Source organism: Burkholderia sp. BCC0044 (assembly GCF_902832955.1).
In the GTDB taxonomy this organism is placed as follows: domain Bacteria; phylum Pseudomonadota; class Gammaproteobacteria; order Burkholderiales; family Burkholderiaceae; genus Burkholderia.
Window position 1 is genome coordinate 1065624 of the sequence record NZ_CADFDO010000003.1, and the last position, 17572, is coordinate 1083195.

Below are 17572 nucleotides of genomic sequence, written 5' to 3' on the forward strand. Positions count from 1 at the left end.
GCGCACGGAGGCGTCGTCGAGCGGGCCGGACGATCCGTTATCGGCCCGACTCCGACGACGCGCCGCGATCGCTGCCATATCCGGCGTCGTGCTCGCGGGCGATTTTCGCTTCGGCGGATACGATGCTGGCCGGATAGAACCAGTCGCTCGACTGGAAGCCGGCCTGCTTCAGTGCCTTGACTTCGGCGTGGACCTGCGCGCGCGTGAGCGGCGGGTTCGACTGGGCCTGCGCGGCGAGCGGGGCCGAGACGGCCAGGGCAATGGCAACGGTATGGATCAGGCGCTTCATGATCGGGACCTCCACGATTCCGGTAAGTCGCGGCGCTTCGTTCGTCGAAGCGCCGCGCGACGTTGAAATCAGTGTAGGCCGCGGCGGGCGCGCGAAAAATGCGATCGCGCCCAACGCAGTGTTTTGCTGCGAGTAACAATGGGTGGCGGGGGCGGGAGGCCGCGCAACGCGAGCCAGCCGGTCCCATGCGCGGCGCAAGCACGGCGGCGCGGATTGACCTGATTCCACGCGCAGGAAATGAAATCGGACCGGATGCGCCTTCCGGAATCCGTTCCGGCGCGCATGCGGTCCGATCTTGAAAGACGGGAAGGCGGCGTACGAAGCGCCGCCCCGATGCCGACGCTTACACGAGCCCCGTCGCGTAGTACACGGCGATCACGAAGAACACCGCGAGCGTCTTGATGATGGTGACCGCGAAGATGTCGCGATACGACTCGCGGTGCGTGAGGCCCGTGACCGCGAGCAGCGTGATGACCGCGCCGTTGTGCGGCAGCGTGTCCATGCCGCCGCTCGCCATCGCGACGACCCGGTGCAGCACGTCCATCGGGATGTTGGCCGCCTGCGCGCCCTTGATGAACAGGTCCGACATCGCGGCGAGCGCGATGCTCATGCCGCCGGACGCCGAGCCTGTGATGCCTGCGAGCGAGCTGACCGACACGGCCGCGTTGACGAGCGGGTTCGGGATGCTCTTCAGCGCATCGCTGACGACGAGGAAGCCCGGCAGCGCGGCGATCACGCCGCCGAAGCCGTATTCCGACGCGGTGTTCATCGCGGCGAGCAGCGCGCCGGCGACGGCGGCCTTCGAGCCGGCCGCGAAGCGACCGCTGACGCGCTTGAACGCGGTCAGCACGACCAGCACGATACCGAGCAGCAACGCGGCCTCGACCGACCAGATCGCGACGACCGTCTTGATCGACGTGGTGACCGGTGCGTGCACGCCCGGCAGCACTTCCGGCGCGACCGTGTACGACGCGGCGCCGTACCACTGCGGGATCAGCTTCGTGAACGCGAAATTCGACACGCCGACGAGGATCAGCGGCAGGATCGCCAGCGCGGGATGCGGCAGCGCCTTCGCCTCGACGCGCTCCGGCTCGTTGACGAGCGACGTGCCGTAGCCTTCGCCCTTCGCCATCGCCGAACGGCGGCGCCATTCGAGATACGTGAGGCCGACGACGATGATGAACAGCGAGCCGATCGTGCCGAGCGCGGGCGCGGCCCAGGCGGTCGTCTTGAAGAACGTGGTCGGGATGATGTTCTGGATCTGCGGCGTGCCGGGCAGCGAATCCATTGTGAACGAGAACGCGCCGAGCGCGATCGCACCGGGCATCAGCCGTTTCGGGATGTTGCTCTGGCGATAGAGTTCGGCCGCGAACGGGTACACCGCGAACACCACGACGAACAGCGACACGCCGCCATAGGTGAGCAGCGCGCACACCGCGACGATCACCGCATTCGCACGCGAGCGGCCGATGTAGCGGATCGCCGCATGGACGATCGACTCGGAGAACCCGGACAGTTCGATCACCTTGCCGAACACCGCGCCCAGCATGAAGACCGGGAAATACAGTTTGACGAAGCCGACCATCTTCTCCATGAAGATGCCGGAGAAGACCGGCGCGACGGCGGCGGGTTCGGTCAGGAGCACCGCGCCGAGTGCGGCGATCGGCGCGAACAGGATCACGCTGTAGCCGCGATACGCGGCGAACATCAGGAACGCCAGCGCGGCGAGGACGATCACGAAAGACAAGGGAGTCTCCTAAAAGCTTGGAATGGCTTTGGTTGTTGTTCGATCGCGCGATGCGCCGCGGACCGGTTCAGGTTCGTGCAGGTTTCGTGCCATCGGCCGGATTGCGCCGCCGGACGTGGGTCCGCCGGGAGCCGGCGGGCCCGCGCCGGTCCAAGTCTGACGATTCTACATAAAACGTCTCCATCCGGAGACGTTTTGGCCATCCGGCCAGCCCTCGAAATCGGGCAGGGCTTTCCCGGACAATGCATTGCGGCGTGTCTCCAGAGTGAGATAATCCGTCTCGTTCCGGAGACATCCGGTCGAAAATACACGGAGACGACGACACGATGATGAACGACTGGGCCCGCCTGCCCGTCAACTACGGCGACGTGCTGCGGCGCGCCGCCGAGTCGCTGTTCCGGACCTTCGAGGATTCGAGTGCGGGCACGGTGGTGGTCGATCGCGATGCACGCGTCGTGTGGATGAACGAGCGTTACGCGGCGCGCTTCGGTTTCGCCGATCCGCAGCAGGCCGTCGGCCTCGACTGCGAGGCCGTGATCCCGAACAGCCTGATGCGCGAGGTCGTGTCGACCGGACAGCCGATCCTGCTCGACATCATGGAGACGGGCCGCGAGCCGCTCGTCGTCACGCGCCTGCCGTTGAAGAACGAGGCCGGCGAGACGGTCGGCGCGATCGGCTTCGCGCTGTTCGACCAGTTGAAGACGCTCACGCCGATTTTTTCCCGCTACGCGCAGCTTCAGCAGCAGCTGATCGCGACACAGCGCTCGCTCGCGCAGGCGCGCCGCGCGAAATACACGTTCGCGAGCTTCGTCGGCACGAGCGCCGCGAGTCTCGAAACCAAGCGCCAGGCGCGCCGCGCGGCGCAGGTCGATTCGCCGGTGCTGCTGCTCGGCGAGACGGGCACCGGCAAGGAGCTGCTCGCCCACGCGATTCACGCGGCGTCGGCGCGTGCGCTCCAGCCGCTCGTGACCGTCAACGTCGCCGCGATTCCCGACACGCTGCTCGAAACCGAATTCTTCGGCGCGGCGCCGGGCGCGTATACCGGCGCCGATCGCAAGGGCCGCGTCGGCAAGTTCGAGCTGGCCGATCGCGGCACGCTGTTTCTCGACGAGATCGGCGACATGCCGCTGCCGTTGCAGGGCAAGCTGCTGCGCGTGTTGCAGGACAAGGAGTTCGAGCCGGTCGGCTCGAACCGGATCGTGCGCGCGGACGTGCGCATCATCGCCGCCACGTCGGCTGACCTGCCGGCGCTCGTGGCGGCCGGGCGTTTTCGCGCGGATCTCTATTACCGGCTGAACGTGCTGACGATCCATGCGCCGCCGCTGCGCGAGCGCGCATCCGACATCGCGGCGCTCGTCTACGCGACGCTCGAGGAGCTGGCCGCCCAGCACGGGCGTGCCGCGCACTGCGAGCTGACCGACGATGCGTTGCGGATGCTGTGCGCGTATCCGTGGCCCGGCAACGTGCGCGAGTTGCGCAATACGCTCGAACGCGCGCTGATGCTGTCGGACCGTTCGGTGATCGATGCGCGCGCGCTCGCGCCGTTTCTCGGGCCGGTGCGCGTGTCGCCGGACGGCGCGGCGCCGGCGCAGCGGGTTGCCGCGGTGCCGGCCGAACCGCGCGTGGGCGATGCGTCGACGGCATCCGGTGCGCCGGCCGCTTCGTATGCCGATGCACTGGCGGCGTGGGAGCGTCAGTTCCTGACCGATGCGCTGGCGGCTTGTGACGGCAAGGTCGTCGAAGCGGCCGCGCGTATCGGCATCGGCCGTGCGACGCTGTACAAGAAACTGGCGGCGCTCGGTATCGACCGGTAGGCCGATCGGCGACGCCGATGCGGCCCGATGTAACGCATCGAACAGGAGATCACGATGAAGCGGATCGGCATCGCAGGGTGGCTGACCATGTTGCTGGCGAGCGCCGCGCTCGCGCAGGCCGGCAACACCGACGCGCCCGATGCGCGGCGCAACTGGTACAACGATCCGTTCGTCGCGCTGTCGCAGGACGTCGCCGAATGCCCGTTGCCGCTCGGCCCGTGGATGACGCGCGCCGAGATGACGGACGATGCGCACTACCGCGCCGAACGCGGCACGACCTGCTGGCTCGCCCATCGCTGCACGAGGCCGAACTCGTATATGTATGACGCGTCGATCGCCGATGCGGCGAAGGCGCACTTCGCCGGCTCCGATCGTCTGCGCGGCACGAGCCTGTGGATCACCGTGCAGCGACGGTTCATCTACGTCGAAGGATGCGCGGATACGACGCTCGATCGCCAGGCGCTGCAACGCGAATTCGAGGCGCTTCCGGACGTCGAGCAGGTTTTCGTTCGCATCACCGACGATCCGCGCAAGCGCTTGCCGTACAAGGCGCGCGGCCAACCCGACCGCGCGCCGGACTGACGGCCGAAGGGCTGCCCATGGCATACTCGCGACATTCAAAAAAAGGTTGACGGGAAGAACAATGAAACACATGCTTGCGTCGGTCTGTCGGTGGCCTCGGGCGGCCGTGATGTTGGCTCTGGTTGCAGGGCTCGGCGGGTGCGGTGGCAGTGCGCCGCTGTTCACTTCGGACGGGCGCCCGACCACTCAGGTGCGATGCACCGGCAGCGACTGGAGCAATTGCACGGACAATGCCCGGGCCATGTGCAACGGAGATTTCGACGTGATCCAGCAATCGACGGATGACGCCGTGCGAAATCTTCTCTTCGCATGCAAGAAGAAGAGCGGTTATTGATCCCGAAATGACCGGCTGAGGAGACCACGATCGGGTGAAGCGCTTTTCTGCTTGCTTTGAGTCACTTGTTTTTCACGAATAACACTCACGGAGTCCCATCCATATGGCGACCTACAGGCAACTGAGCGCGCAGCTCGAACGGCTTCAGCAAAAGATCGACAAGGAACGCGAAAAAGCGATTGCCGACGCGATTGCGCATATCCGCGCGAAAATCGACGAATACGACATTACGCCGGAAGAGCTCGGTTTTCTCCCGGCAGGATCGGCCGCCGCCGCTGCCGCCGCGAAGCCCAAGCGCACCTTGCCGCCGAAGTACCTGAACCCGAAGACGGGCGAAACGTGGAGTGGCCGCGGGCGCGCGCCGGCATGGCTCGGCAAGAATCGCGGACGTTTCCTGATCAAGGACTGACTCCCGAAAATTCTCACCTTTCGTGTGCCGACTGACGGTGCGAACGGCCATGCGGCTTTCGCACCGTTTTGTTTTGGCGCAATCGTCACGCGATTTTCCCCGCCGAATTGAAGTGCAATGCCGCGCAATTAACGGATCCCGTTTTGCGAATTCGCCGCGATCCGGCTGCATATTGCGGGGAATTCCCGTAAACAACCGCGTAATGGCGCGATGCACGCGCATTGGCATGCGCGATTTTCGCGGTGCATGGATGCCGCGGATTTTCATCACCGTTCGCGTGTTTGCGCGGCGTGTCGCGCGATTCCCGAAGATACTCACCATGGCTCCTGTAAATCCTCACCTTTGAGAAAGCGGCTGCAGCGTCGTGCCGCGTTGCGTGCATCGTGTATGCGGCGCTGCGATGCCGGGCCGTGTTTGTTGCAGGTCCATGATGAGAGCGTTGACGCTCGTCGAATAGTCGGCCATTCGGCATATAGGCAGCCGCAGGCGCTTCGCCTATGCTTGGGATTCGCGTCGATCGGCGTACGGCCTGCCTGGCCGCATGCCGATCGTGTCGTCTTTCATCACCGCAGGGAGCCGATGTGACCGTTCGCCATCTCGATGCGTTGTTCCAGCCCAAGTCCGTTGCGGTCGTCGGCGCGTCGTCGCGTGCAGGCAGTATCGGCGCGATGGTGTGGTCGCGTGTGCTCGACGGTGCGTTCCAGGGGCCCGTGTGGCCGGTCAATCCGAAATATCGCGAGCTGGACGGGCATCCGGTCGTCTCCGATGTCGACCGGCTGCCCGCGCCGCCGTCGGTTGCCGTGATCTGCACGCCGCCCGCGACCTGGGCCGGCATCGTGCGCAAGCTCGGTGAGCTCGGCACGCGCGTCGCGGTGATCGTCGGCGACGCGCGCACCGACGCCGATCGCGCCGCGGTCGATCGCACGCTGAAGGCGGCGAAGCCGTTCGTGCTCCGTATCGTCGGGCCCGGCAGCCTCGGCGTGTTGTCGCCCGCGCGGCATGCGCATTTCGGCGCGCCTGCCTATACGGCGCGATCGGGCGGCGTCGCGTGGGTGTCGCAATCGAATGCGCTGACGAACGCGGTGCTGGGCTGGGCCGATGCGCGCGGCCTCGGCTTTTCGCACGTCGTCGCGCTCGGCGGCGAATCCGACGTCGATGCGGGCGACGTCCTCGACTATCTGGCAAGCGATCCCGGCACGCGCGCGATCCTGCTCGAGCTCGATACCGTGCGCGCGGCGCGCAAGTTCATGTCGGCGGCGCGCGCGGCCGCTCGCAACAAGCCGGTGCTCGCGCTGCGCACCGGCCGTGCCGATCCCGGCGACGCGCTCTACACGGCGGCGTTCCAGCGCGCGGGCATGGTGCGCGTCGATGCGCTCGACGATCTGCTCGACGAGATCGAGACGCTCGGCGTCGGCCGCGTCACCGCGCGAGGGGCGGCGACGCTCGTGACGAGCGACGCGGGCGTGGCGAAACTCGCGGTCGATGCGGTGGCCGAAGTGCGCAACGTGCTGACCGACTGGTCGCCCGCGGCAACGTCGGCCGTCGCGGCCGCGCTGCCGCATCTCGCGGCGCCCGGCAATCCGCTCACGTTGGGCGACGATGCGCGTCCCGAGCACTTTGCCGCGGCAATCAAGGCGCTTGCCCCGTTTCCGCAGACGGGCACGCTGTTCGTCGTTCATTCCACTTCGCACAGCGCGCCGGCCGAGTCGGTCGCGCGCACGCTGATCGACTCGCGGCAGTACGCGCATCGCGGCATCCTCGCGTGTTTCTTCGGCGCGGTCGACGCGGCGACGCGCGATGCGCTGCATGCGAACGGCATTCCGGTGCACACGACGCCGCAGCGGCTCGCGCGCGCGTATGCGCGTCTCGTCGACTACAACCTCGGGCGTCAGTTACTGATGCAGACGCCGGAGGGCACGCCGCCGCAGCCCGCCGAGTGCGTGGCGTCCGCCCAGGCCGATGCGCGCCGCAGGGTCGAAGCCGGTCAGCATGAACTGGCGGGCGAAGCCGCGCTGCGCTGGCTGTCCCATTTCGGTCTGCAGGGCGAGCAGCCCAACGAACCGGCCGGCAAGAAGGTCGTCGATATCACGGTCGACATGTACGACGATTCGAACTTCGGTCCGGTGTTTCGCTATGCCGTGCCGCCGGCCGATGGCGTATCGGCGCCGTTCGTCGTCTATGGCCTGCCGCCGCTGAACACGGTGCTTGCCCGCGCGGTGATGGAGCGTTCGCCGTATGCGCGCAGCACGCCCGTCGAGCCGACGCTCGATGCGCTGACGGCGCTGTCGCAGGTCGTCTGCGACGTGCGCGAAGTCGTGGCGATGTCGGTCACGCTGCGCGTGCTGTCCGACCGCGCATGCATACTCGCGCCGCGCATCACGCTGGCTGCGGGGCGCAGCCGGCTCGCGATCATGCCGTATCCGCGGCATCTCGAGCAGACGCTCGAGTGGCGCGGCGAGACGGTGACGATCCGTCCGATCCGTCCGGAGGACGAGGCCGCACACAACGAACTGCTCGGTGCGATGACGCCGGAAGATCTGCGGATGCGTTTCTTCGGCGCGGTGCGCAGCTTCGATCATTCGCAAGTGGCGCGCATGACGCAGATCGACTACGACCGCGAGATGGCTTTCATCGTGTCGTTCACCGATGTGTCGGGGCGCGACCACACGCTCGCGGTGGTGCGGGCGGTCGCCGATCCGGACAACGAGACGGCGGAGTTCGCGATCGCGGTACGACCCGATCAAAAGGGCAAAGGGCTCGGCCGGCTGATGATCGCTCGCATCATCGACTACGCACGCTCGCGCGGCACCGCGTGGATGGTCGGCGAGGCGCTGCGCGAGAATGCGGCGATGATCTCGCTCGCGAAATCGTGCGGGTTTGCGGTGTCGACGACGGAGGAGCCCGGCGTCGTGGGTTTCAGGATGAAGTTGCAGCCGTAGGCGTCAGTTCGTGGCTCGACGCTCGAGGGCAGCGCATGGCGTCGATGCTGCAATGTTTCGCGATGCCGTAATTTCAATCAGGAATGCAAAGAGCTTCAAATCAGTCTCGGGGGTGAAGCGTCCGCCAACGTGTCGGACCCGTCGATCGCGGCGATATCGCGACGCACGCATGATGTCCGGCGATGCATGCAGCGCGTGCTGCGATGTCCACACCGCGCAGCCGTTTCAAGCGATGTGCGTGCACACATGCGTGGCCATATTCCGGCCTCGCACATTCGAAGCCGTCACCAAGGTGAGACTTTTCGGGAGCGGGGAGTGAGCTTTTACGGGGCAGCGTGGTGAGCCGATACGGGAGCGTTCGGTGAGCCTTCCCGGGAACCGCCGGTGAGCACCGGCGGGAGGTGCCGGTGAGCCTTTCCGGGACGCGTCGGTGAGCACTTGCGGGATGCCGAGGTGAGCTTTTTCGGGAGCATGCGAATGCACGGCTCCCGCGGGCGCGGCGCCGGCCCATGCCGGCGTGACGCGCGGGTGCGGGCACGCAGGAACCGTGCCCGTGGGCACATTCACGCAGCGAGTTTCGACGCCGCGTCGTTCACCTGGTCGCGCGAAATCGCGAGTTCCTCGAGGTGCGGATCGGCATAGACCGCACCGGTTTCGCGCTCGAGGCGGGCGATCGTCAGCGCGCAGCGCGCGGTGTCTTTCGGCATCGCGATGAAGCGCTTGACCGACTCGCCGGACGTGAACGCGTCGAACAGCGCGCCGCGAACGTCGTCCGGAAGCGTCTTGGTCCACTGGTAAGGCTTGCCGTTGAACGTGATCGACGGCGGCAGCGTGCGTTCCTTCTTGGTCGCCGTGATGAGCCCGTAGGTGCGCGCCGCGTCGCCGATCTGCTCGGGCGAGAAGAGTTCGTCAGGCGTGATGTCGAACTGCTCGATGTAGTTCTCGATCGCCTGCATCGCGGCGGCGCGATCGTCGCGCTTCTTCTGCGCGCGCGCGACGATGTCGCGCAGCTCGTCCGCTTCCTCGGGCGTGATCGTGAAGCTTGCCTGCTTCTGCTGAAGTTCGGAGAAACGCTGGAATTCTTGATCGTTCAGAAGTTTGGCCATGACATCCATCGGACACGACGGCCGCGACAACCGGCCGCCGTAGTTTTTGAGAGGGCCGCTATTCTAGCGTAGCGCCGCGGGCACCCGATGCGACATCGCGCATCGGGCACCGCACGGGCGTCGCGTGCACCCGGAGCCGGCAACGCTGCGCCGCTGCGCCGCGCCCGGCGCGCGCCGCCGGGAACCCGCGCGTCAGCAGGTCTCGGTGCGGCACATCGACAGATGGGCGGCCGTATCGCGCAGGGCGTCGACCACCACGTCGACGGACGGCGCCAGGTGCGCATCGATCCGGCGCATGTACGGGCAGGTCAGCACCGCGATCGCATGGCCGGCCGGCCCGAGGATCGGCACGGTCAGGTCGGTGACGCCGTACGCCTGGCGGCTGTCCTGACGCAGGTAGCCGGACTGGCGGATCGACTGGCACGCATTCGCGAGCTCCTGCTCGTTCAGCGGCGCCTCGCCCCTGACCTTGCGGTGCTCGGCCAGCATGTGCGCGCGTTGCTCGGCGCCCTGGAACGCCAGCATCATGCGCCCTGACGCCGTGTCGGCGAGGCCGACGCGCGAGCCGAGCCGGACCGACACGCCCCACGGGCCGGGCCCGTCCACCTGCGCGATCACGAGCAGGTTGCCGCGATCGTAGACGGACAGGTGGCACGACTGCTCGGCGGCATCGGCGAAGCGCTGCATCGGCGGCAGCGCCTCGGCGATCAGCCGGTTCATCGGCGGATGCCGGTGCGCAAGCGCGAACAGCTTGAGGCTGAGCGTGTAGCGGTCGCCGCCGGTCGAACGCATCACGTAGCGGCGCGCGACGAGGCGTTCGAGCATCCGGTAGATTTCGCTCGCGTTACGGCCGAGTTCCTTCGTGATTTCGGTGCGGGTGAGTCCTTCTTTCTGCTCGGACAGGAGTTCGAGAATGTCGAGGCCCTTGTCGAGCGCGGGGGCGCGATAGCGATCAAGAGCGGCCATCGATTCCCGTGCGTCGCAGCCGGGAAGCGGGTCGTTGGTTGTCTGCATTGTCGGTGTGAGGTTGGGGATTACCGTCGATCGGTTGGCGACGCACGCTGGCCGGTTCTGCACGCGTAGAGGGCGGCCCCGCGTATGGCAATGAAAGCCATCCGTACGAGCTTAGCAACAAACATTCAGTGTGCAATGCAGCGTCTTTTTACCGATCATTACCGAACAAGAACGGATGGGCAAACGTTTTCGATGACAGGGGCACCCCGAATAGCCAGTATTCATGCGCCGATGGCAGGCGCGATTGCGAATGCCGGCCGATCGATCGACGTGGGCGCAGCGCGTGCTGCGCCGCAGCGCCGGCAGGCGCACCAATAGTCGGTATCCGTCGCGCGTCATTTCACGGCTCACCGCCGATGGTACAAAGGCTTGCGGGCCAGCGACGGCGCGGCCGCGCGTGCAGCCGGCCGGCATGGGCCGGCACGCGTCGCGGATGCCGGGCCGTCGTCGCCGATGCGCAGACCGGCGGCCGCCCGTTCGATGCGCGCCGTACTGTCGTGCGGCGCCGCGATCGCTGCGCCCGCGCGACCCTCGCGCGTCGACGGCATGCCACATGCGGCGCCGACGCGTGCAATCGACGATCGACGATCAGTCCGGCGCGCGGCTGCGAAAGGCCGCGTCGGCCGGTATCCTGTCCCATTCGACAACAGAGGTTAAGCACGATGAAACTGCTTCGCTATGGCCCGTCCGGCCAGGAAAAGCCCGGCATCCTCGATGCGTCCGGCCGGATTCGCGACCTGTCCGCGCATGTGCCGGATCTTGCCGGCGATGTGCTGTCCGACGCGGGTCTCGCGCGGCTGCGCGCGATCGATCCGGCCACGCTGCCGCTCGTGTCCGGCGAGCCGCGCATCGGCGCGTGCGTCGGTCACGTCGGCAAGTTCATCGGCATCGGCCTGAACTATGCCGACCACGCGGCCGAAGCCGGCATGGCGGTGCCGAAGGAGCCGGTCGTGTTCGGCAAGTGGACGAGTTCGATCTGCGGCCCGAACGACGGCATCGACATCCCGAAGGGTTCGGTCAAGACCGACTGGGAAGTCGAGCTGGGCGTCGTGATCGGCGCGAAGTGCAAGGACGTCGACGAAGCGCGCGCGCTCGATTACGTCGCCGGCTACTGCGTCGTCAACGACGTGTCCGAGCGCGAATGGCAGATCGAGCGCGGCGGCCAGTGGGACAAGGGCAAGGGCTTCGACACGTTCGGCCCGATCGGCCCGTGGCTCGTCACGCGCGACGAAGTGCCCGATCCGCAGCGCCTCGACCTGTGGCTCGAAATCGACGGCCACCGTTATCAGAACGGCAACACGCGCACGATGGTGTTCACGGTCGCGCAGTTGGTCGCGTATCTGTCGACCTGCATGACGCTCCAGCCGGGCGACGTGATCACGACCGGTACGCCGCCGGGCGTCGGCATGGGCATCAAGCCGTCGCCGGTATACCTGAAGGCCGGGCAGGTGGTGCGCCTCGGGATCGAAGGGCTCGGCGAGCAGTTGCAGAGCACGCGCAACGCGCAATAGGCGCGTGCGCGGCGCGTGCCGGCTGGAGGATGCAGCCACCGGTGCGCACCGGACGACGAGGCAGCCGAAACCACGGGCCCGATTCCGCGCGAGGCGGAATCGGGCCCTTGTCGTTCGTCCGCGCCGGTGCGAAGCGGATCAAACGACGTTGTCGAGTTCGCAGTGCGCTTCGAGCCGATAGCCGTCGGGATCGACGACGAACGCCGCGTAATAGCCCGGGCCGTAGTGCTCGCGCTTGCCGGGCCCGCCGTTGTCCTTGCCGCCGTGTTCGAGCGCGGCGCGGTAGAACGCGTCGACCTCGACCGGCGACGCAGCCTTGAACGACAGGTGCAACCCCGAATCGGGATCGGCGACGACGGGGCGAGCCGCGTGCTGCAACCACAGCTCGGGCTCGGTGGTGCCGTACCCGATGGCGCCGTCGTCGCTATACAGACGCTTGTAGCCGAGTGCGCCGAGCGTGCTGTCGTAGAAGGTGCGGCTGCGGTCGATGTGGGCAACGCCGAACGAAAGGTGATCGATCATCTGTGGCTCCTTGAACCGAGAGGGGAACGTCAGTGCGGCAAACCTGCTTAGAGGCACCATGCCAGCCGCTTGTAGCGAAGCGCGCCGAGCGTGCTGTCGTCGTACCTGCGGCCGGCGGCGGTGTGGATAACGCTGAACGAAAAACGATCGATCATCTGTGTCTCCTTGAATTGAAGGGGGCGTCAGTGCAGTCAACCGGTTTTTAACCTCCATGCCAGTTATGTTAGAAATTGCTCGGGCGCTTGTCAACCGGCATGGTGGTTAGATACGATCGCGTCATGAGTAAAACGCAACCTTCCGTCACGACGGACTATCTGATTCCCGCGCCGTCCGAAACGTTGAGCCTCGATTTCGCGAACACGCTGTACTGGCGCGGCGCCGACACGCCGACGGAAAGCCTCGGCTCGCTGGACGACCTGCTGGCGTGGTGCCGCGATCAGGCGGGCGTACCGGCCGCACTGGCCGGCGCATGTCGCGTGCCCGACAAGGAGAAAGAGAAGGGCGACGAGCCGGCGATGCTGGCGCGTGCACTCGCGTTGCGCGAGGCGCTGTACCGGCTGTTTCATGCCCAGGCCGAGCAGCGCGAGCCGCAGCCCGACGATCTCGCGCTGCTCGGCGGCTTCCTGGCGGAAGCGTCGCCGCGCGTGGCGCTGGCCCGCGTCGACGGCCGCTATGCGTGGCGGATCGACGCGTCGGGAGCGACGCTCGCGGGGCTATTGAGCCCGGTGCTGTGGTCGGCGATCGACCTGCTCGGCGGTGCGCGGCTCGCGAAGGTCAAGCGCTGTGCGAACGACGAATGCCAGTGGCTGTTCATCGACGACAGCAAGAACGGCAGCCGCCGCTGGTGCTCGATGTCGTCGTGCGGCAATCGCGCGAAGGCGTATCGTCACTATCACAAGGCCGATTGACGGCGACGCGCATCCGGCACGTCACGCGGCAATCGCGCGAATCCCGCCCGAACCTCGAACCTATTTCGCCGACAACTTCCGCCACAGCGTCGTCTTGCTGATGCCGAGCATTGCGCAGGCGCGGTCGCGGTCGCCGCCGCACGCGTCGAGCACCGCGCGGATCTCGTCGGCTTCCGCGCGACGGCGGCGCGCGTGGAGCGTCCGTGCATCGTCGTCGCCGGCGCCGGCCGTATCGGACGGCGCGGCGAACAGCTCGGGCGCGATCACTTGCAGCGCGCCGGGGGCGAGCGCCGCGCACGCGGCGGCCGGATCGCTCTCGTCGACTTCCTCGGCCAGTTCCACCGCGATCCGCTCGACCACGTTCTGCAGTTCGCGCACGTTGCCGGGCCAGCGGTAGCGCGCGAGCGTCGCCTGCGTCGCGTCGAGCACGCGCAGCGCGTCGTCGGCGTCGCGCACGCGGTCGGCGAGACGCGGCTCGCGCCGCGCGGCCTGCACGAGCAGCGTCGCCGCGAGCGCGGGAATGTCGGCCGCGCGCTCGCGCAGCGGCGGCAGGCCGATGTTCAGGATGTTGAGCCGGTAATAGAGATCCGCGCGGAACGTACCGGCCTCGACGGCCGCGAGCAGCGGCCGGTGCGTCGCGGCGATCACGCGCACGTCGATGCGGATCGGCTCGGTCGAGCCGAGGCGGATCACCTCGCGCTCCTGCAGCACGCGCAGCAGCCGGCTCTGCAGCGACAGCGGCATTTCGCCGATCTCGTCGAGAAACAGCGTGCCGCGGTGCGCGGCCTCGAACAGCCCGGTCTTGCCGCCGCGCCGCGCGCCGGTGAACGCGCCTTCTTCATAGCCGAACAGCTCGCTCTCGAGCAGCGCTTCCGGAAACGCGCCGCAGTTGACCGCGACGAACGGATAGCTGCGCCGCGCGGACAGCGCATGCAGGCTCTGCGCGATCATTTCCTTGCCGGTGCCGCTTTCGCCGAGCACGAGCACGGTCGCGTCGGATTTCGCGTAGCGGCGCACGAGGTCGCGCACGCGTGCCATCGGCGCCGATGCGCCGACCACGTCGTCGAGCGCGTAGCGCGCGGCGAACTGCTGCGTGGTGGGCTGCGAGCGCAATGCGCGATCGAGCCGTTCGACCGCGCGCGATTCCTGGAACGTCAGCACGCTGCCCGACGTGACGCCGCGATCGACCAGCGGCCCGCGATGCACGACGTAGCGCACGCCGCGCACGGTCGCGAGCGCGTCGCCGTCCTCGCCGCGCAGCGTGCGCAACTCGGGCCGCAGATCGACGAGCGCGCGGCCGACGGCCGCCGCGGGTTCGACCCCGAGCGCCGACGCGAGCCGCTCGTTGATCGCCTCGACGCGGCCGTGCGCGTCGAGCGCGACCACGCCGTCGCGCAGATGCTGCAGCAGCGTGTCGAGCCGCTGGCGGCGGAATGCCTCGGCGTGCGTCGCATACGCGACTTCGAGCGCCGTCTCGACGGCCTTGCGCACCGACGCATGCGAATACAGGAACACCGCGCCCATGCCGACGCTGGCCGCCAGATCGGTGACGAGGCCCGGGCCGACGATCGTCTCGATGCCGCGATCGCGCAGGTCGTGCACGCAGGCTTCCGCTTCCTGGGCGGACTGATATGACGCAAACTGCACGTCGAGGCCGTACGCGGCGACGAAGCGGCGCACTTCGGGCGGCGTCTCGCCGGCGCTGACGAGCGCGATCCGCGTGGCGTCGCGCCGTGCGCGGGCGAGCGCCTGCATCACGTCGAAGCCGGTCGGCGACACGACCACCACCGGCACCTGCGCGCGCGTTTTCAGGAAGCCGCCGTTCGAGCCGGCCGCGACGATCACGTCGGGCCGCGCGGTGCCGGCCTCCGCGATCGCGCTCAGCGCATCTTCATAGGCGCGCGTGACGATGCGCACGTCCGCGCGTTCGTCGAATTCGCCGGCGATCTCGCGAAACAGCTCGCGCAGCCGGCTGATGCCCATCGCCCAGATGCGCGGACGCACCGTGCGGTCGGCCGGGCCGACGGGCTTGGTCGAGGAGAGGTCCATGACGACCGATTATGCGCGCGCGATTTCATTTTTGAAACATGAGATTGCCGAATTGAAATCGACGGGCGATGCAGCGCCCAAGGCGGTTGCTTAAGAATCAGTGGGTTAGCGACGTTCCGCAAGCTGGCCCGGACCTTGCTGTTATCGGGCATTCCATCAGGAGGCCGTTCATGAGCAATACGCATCTTCAGAGCGCCGGCGCGAAGTTCCGCGCGGCAGTCGCGGCCGAGCAGCCGCTGCAGGTGGTCGGCGCGATCACCGCGTACGCGGCCAAGATGGCGCAGGCCGTCGGCTTCAAGGCCGTGTACCTGTCGGGCGGCGGCGTCGCCGCGAACTCGCTCGGCATTCCCGACCTCGGCATCAGCACGATGGAAGACGTGCTGATCGACGCGACCCGGATCACCAACGCGACCGACCTGCCGCTGCTGGTCGATATCGACACCGGTTGGGGCGGCGCGTTCAACATCGCGCGCACGGTCCGTTCGTTCATCAACGCCGGCGTCGCGGCCGTGCACCTCGAGGACCAGGTTGGCCAGAAGCGCTGCGGCCATCGTCCGGGCAAGGAAGTCGTGCCGATCGACGAAATGGTCGATCGCGTGAAGGCCGCGGTCGATGCGCGTACCGACGACCAGTTCGTGATCATGGCGCGCACCGATGCGGCTGCCGCCGAAGGGATCGATTCGGCGATCGAGCGCGCGGTCGCATACGTCGAAGCCGGCGCGGACATGATCTTCCCCGAAGCGATGAAGACGCTCGACGACTACCGCCGCTTCAAGGCCGCCGTGAAGGTGCCGATCCTCGCGAACCTGACCGAGTTCGGCTCGACGCCGCTGTTCACCGTCGACGAACTGCGCGAGGCGAACGTCGACATCGCGCTGTACTGCTGCGGCGCGTATCGCGCGATGAACAAGGCCGCGCTGAACTTCTACGAGACGCTGCGCCGCGACGGCACGCAGAAGGCGGCCGTGCCGACGATGCAGACGCGCGCCGAGCTGTATGACTTCCTCGGCTATCACGAATACGAGCGCAAGCTCGACGAACTGTTCGCGCAGGGCAAGAAGTAACGCGGCCCGCACCCCCGATACCCATTGGAGAAAGAAGACATGAGCGAGACGAAAGACGCAGCAGCACCGGCCGCCGCAGGCGCATTCAAGCCGAAGAAGTCGGTGGCGCTGTCGGGCGTGACGGCCGGCAACACGGCGCTGTGCACGGTCGGCAAGACCGGCAACGACCTGCACTACCGCGGCTACGACATTCTCGACGTCGCCGAATCGTGCGAATTCGAGGAAATCGCGCATCTGCTCGTGCACGGCACGCTGCCGAACCTGACCGAACTGGCCGCGTACAAGACCAAGCTGCGCGCGCTGCGCGGCCTGCCGAGCGCGCTGAAGGCCGCGCTCGAACAGATCCCGGCGTCGGCCCACCCGATGGACGTGATGCGCACCGGCGTGTCGGTGCTCGGCACCGTGCTGCCGGAGAAGGACGACCACAACCTGCCGGGCGCGCGCGACATCGCCGACCGCCTGATGGCGTCGCTCGGCTCGATGCTGCTGTACTGGTATCACTTCTCGCACAACGGCAAGCGCATCGAAACCGAAACCGACGACGACTCGATCGGCGGCCACTTCCTGCACCTGCTGCACGGCAAGACGCCGTCGAAGTCGTGGGTCGAGGCGATGCACACGTCGCTGATCCTGTACGCGGAGCACGAATTCAACGCGTCGACGTTCACCGGCCGCGTGATCGCGGGCACGGGCTCGGACATCTACTCGGCGATCACCGGCGCGATCGGCGCGCTGCGCGGGCCGAAGCACGGCGGCGCGAACGAAGTCGCGTACGAGATCCAGAGCCGCTACAGCTCGCCGGACGACGCCGAAGCCGACATCCGCCGCCGCGTCGAGAACAAGGAAGTCGTGATCGGCTTCGGCCATCCGGTCTACACGATCTCCGATCCGCGCAACAAGGTGATCAAGGGCGTCGCGCACAAGCTGTCGAAGGAAGCGGGCGACACCAAGCTGTACAGCATCGCCGAGCGCCTGGAATCGGTGATGTGGGACGCGAAGAAGATGTTCCCGAACCTCGACTGGTTCAGCGCGGTGTCGTATCACATGATGGGCGTGCCGACCGCGATGTTCACGCCGCTGTTCGTGATCTCGCGCACGTCGGGCTGGAGCGCGCACATCATCGAGCAGCGCATCGACAACAAGATCATCCGCCCGAGCGCGAACTACACCGGTCCGGAAGACCTGCAGTTCGTGCCGATCGAGAAGCGCTGATCGCCCGCCGCATGCGCCGGCGCCCGTGATGCGGGCGGCCGGCGCATGCGGCACGTCTTACCCCGAATTCCG

General features: G+C 67.3%; 15 protein-coding genes. 9 read left to right on the forward strand and 6 right to left on the reverse strand.

Annotation, left to right across the window (positions count from 1 at the left end):
* Positions 1-37: 37 nt before the first annotated feature.
* Complete coding sequence (locus tag HWX14_RS21760; protein WP_175884429.1) at positions 38-289, reverse strand: DUF4148 domain-containing protein; 252 nt, start codon at positions 287-289, stop codon at positions 38-40.
* A gap of 343 nt (positions 290-632) precedes the next feature.
* Positions 633-2036 carry a GntP family permease gene (locus HWX14_RS21765; protein WP_050013360.1) on the reverse strand — a complete coding sequence of 468 codons (1404 nt, stop codon included), beginning with the start codon at positions 2034-2036 and terminating at the stop codon, positions 633-635.
* Positions 2037-2362: 326 nt separating this feature from the next.
* On the opposite strand from HWX14_RS21765, the gene HWX14_RS21770 reads away from it, so the two are divergent.
* The 5 genes from HWX14_RS21770 to HWX14_RS21790 all read left to right on the forward strand — a co-directional run bounded on the left by HWX14_RS21770 (position 2363) and on the right by HWX14_RS21790 (position 8114).
* A complete protein-coding gene (locus HWX14_RS21770; RefSeq protein WP_175884430.1) occupies positions 2363-3850 on the forward strand; it encodes a sigma 54-interacting transcriptional regulator in 1488 nt (495 codons plus the stop codon).
* 54 nt (positions 3851-3904) lie between these two features.
* Positions 3905-4432 carry a BON domain-containing protein gene (locus HWX14_RS21775; protein ID WP_175884431.1) on the forward strand — a complete coding sequence of 176 codons (528 nt, stop codon included), beginning with the start codon at positions 3905-3907 and terminating at the stop codon, positions 4430-4432.
* A gap of 61 nt (positions 4433-4493) precedes the next feature.
* On the forward strand, positions 4494-4766 hold the full coding sequence (locus tag HWX14_RS21780) for a hypothetical protein (RefSeq protein ID WP_175884432.1): 273 nt from the start codon (positions 4494-4496) through the stop codon (positions 4764-4766).
* A 103-nt stretch (positions 4767-4869) separates the two neighbouring features.
* Positions 4870-5175, forward strand: coding sequence for an H-NS histone family protein (locus tag HWX14_RS21785; RefSeq protein WP_175884433.1), 306 nt, complete (start codon positions 4870-4872; stop codon positions 5173-5175).
* Positions 5176-5756: 581 nt separating this feature from the next.
* On the forward strand, positions 5757-8114 hold the full coding sequence (locus tag HWX14_RS21790) for a GNAT family N-acetyltransferase (RefSeq protein WP_175884434.1): 2358 nt from the start codon (positions 5757-5759) through the stop codon (positions 8112-8114).
* A gap of 563 nt (positions 8115-8677) precedes the next feature.
* Here HWX14_RS21790 and HWX14_RS21795 read toward each other — a convergent pair.
* Together HWX14_RS21795 and HWX14_RS21800 are read right to left on the reverse strand one after the other, a co-directional pair.
* On the reverse strand, positions 8678-9229 hold the full coding sequence (locus tag HWX14_RS21795; RefSeq protein ID WP_006480314.1) for a hypothetical protein: 552 nt from the start codon (positions 9227-9229) through the stop codon (positions 8678-8680).
* A gap of 183 nt (positions 9230-9412) precedes the next feature.
* On the reverse strand, positions 9413-10234 hold the full coding sequence (locus tag HWX14_RS21800) for an IclR family transcriptional regulator (protein ID WP_175884435.1): 822 nt from the start codon (positions 10232-10234) through the stop codon (positions 9413-9415).
* Between the two features lie 662 nt (positions 10235-10896).
* Here HWX14_RS21800 and HWX14_RS21805 point away from each other — a divergent pair.
* Complete coding sequence (locus tag HWX14_RS21805) at positions 10897-11745, forward strand: ureidoglycolate lyase (protein ID WP_175884436.1); 849 nt, start codon at positions 10897-10899, stop codon at positions 11743-11745.
* Positions 11746-11883: 138 nt separating this feature from the next.
* Here the strand turns inward: HWX14_RS21805 and HWX14_RS21810 are convergent, their stop codons facing one another.
* Entirely contained in the window at positions 11884-12267 is a 384-nt protein-coding gene (locus tag HWX14_RS21810; RefSeq protein ID WP_126368484.1) for a VOC family protein, read from the reverse strand.
* Positions 12268-12521: 254 nt separating this feature from the next.
* Between HWX14_RS21810 and HWX14_RS21815 the strand changes: the two genes are divergently transcribed.
* A complete protein-coding gene (locus HWX14_RS21815; RefSeq protein ID WP_175884437.1) occupies positions 12522-13175 on the forward strand; it encodes an ABATE domain-containing protein in 654 nt (217 codons plus the stop codon).
* Between the two features lie 60 nt (positions 13176-13235).
* On the opposite strand, the gene prpR is transcribed toward HWX14_RS21815, so the two are convergent.
* Complete coding sequence (gene prpR, locus HWX14_RS21820; protein ID WP_175884438.1) at positions 13236-15224, reverse strand: propionate catabolism operon regulatory protein PrpR; 1989 nt, start codon at positions 15222-15224, stop codon at positions 13236-13238.
* A gap of 170 nt (positions 15225-15394) precedes the next feature.
* On the opposite strand from prpR, the gene prpB reads away from it, so the two are divergent.
* Both prpB and prpC read left to right on the forward strand, forming a co-directional pair.
* On the forward strand, positions 15395-16288 hold the full coding sequence (prpB, locus tag HWX14_RS21825) for a methylisocitrate lyase (protein WP_006480320.1): 894 nt from the start codon (positions 15395-15397) through the stop codon (positions 16286-16288).
* A gap of 39 nt (positions 16289-16327) precedes the next feature.
* Positions 16328-17500, forward strand: coding sequence for a 2-methylcitrate synthase (gene prpC, locus HWX14_RS21830; RefSeq protein ID WP_006480321.1), 1173 nt, complete (start codon positions 16328-16330; stop codon positions 17498-17500).
* The last annotated feature ends 72 nt before the right edge of the window (positions 17501-17572 follow it).

What these genes read in the sequence shown, in the direction of transcription:
- HWX14_RS21815 (WP_175884437.1), top strand. Translation starts at nt 12,522, where the DNA reads ATGGTGGTTAGATACGATCGCGTCATGAGTAAAACGCAACCTTCCGTC.
- prpC (WP_006480321.1), top strand. Translation starts at nt 16,328, where the DNA reads ATGAGCGAGACGAAAGACGCAGCAGCACCGGCCGCCGCAGGCGCATTC.
- HWX14_RS21785 (WP_175884433.1), top strand. Translation starts at nt 4,870, where the DNA reads ATGGCGACCTACAGGCAACTGAGCGCGCAGCTCGAACGGCTTCAGCAA.
- HWX14_RS21780 (WP_175884432.1), top strand. Translation starts at nt 4,494, where the DNA reads ATGAAACACATGCTTGCGTCGGTCTGTCGGTGGCCTCGGGCGGCCGTG.
- prpR (WP_175884438.1), bottom strand. Translation starts at nt 15,224, where the DNA reads ATGGACCTCTCCTCGACCAAGCCCGTCGGCCCGGCCGACCGCACGGTG.
- HWX14_RS21760 (WP_175884429.1), bottom strand. Translation starts at nt 289, where the DNA reads ATGAAGCGCCTGATCCATACCGTTGCCATTGCCCTGGCCGTCTCGGCC.
- HWX14_RS21800 (WP_175884435.1), bottom strand. Translation starts at nt 10,234, where the DNA reads ATGCAGACAACCAACGACCCGCTTCCCGGCTGCGACGCACGGGAATCG.
- HWX14_RS21795 (WP_006480314.1), bottom strand. Translation starts at nt 9,229, where the DNA reads ATGGATGTCATGGCCAAACTTCTGAACGATCAAGAATTCCAGCGTTTC.
- HWX14_RS21775 (WP_175884431.1), top strand. Translation starts at nt 3,905, where the DNA reads ATGAAGCGGATCGGCATCGCAGGGTGGCTGACCATGTTGCTGGCGAGC.
- HWX14_RS21805 (WP_175884436.1), top strand. Translation starts at nt 10,897, where the DNA reads ATGAAACTGCTTCGCTATGGCCCGTCCGGCCAGGAAAAGCCCGGCATC.
- HWX14_RS21810 (WP_126368484.1), bottom strand. Translation starts at nt 12,267, where the DNA reads ATGATCGATCACCTTTCGTTCGGCGTTGCCCACATCGACCGCAGCCGC.
- HWX14_RS21770 (WP_175884430.1), top strand. Translation starts at nt 2,363, where the DNA reads ATGATGAACGACTGGGCCCGCCTGCCCGTCAACTACGGCGACGTGCTG.
- prpB (WP_006480320.1), top strand. Translation starts at nt 15,395, where the DNA reads ATGAGCAATACGCATCTTCAGAGCGCCGGCGCGAAGTTCCGCGCGGCA.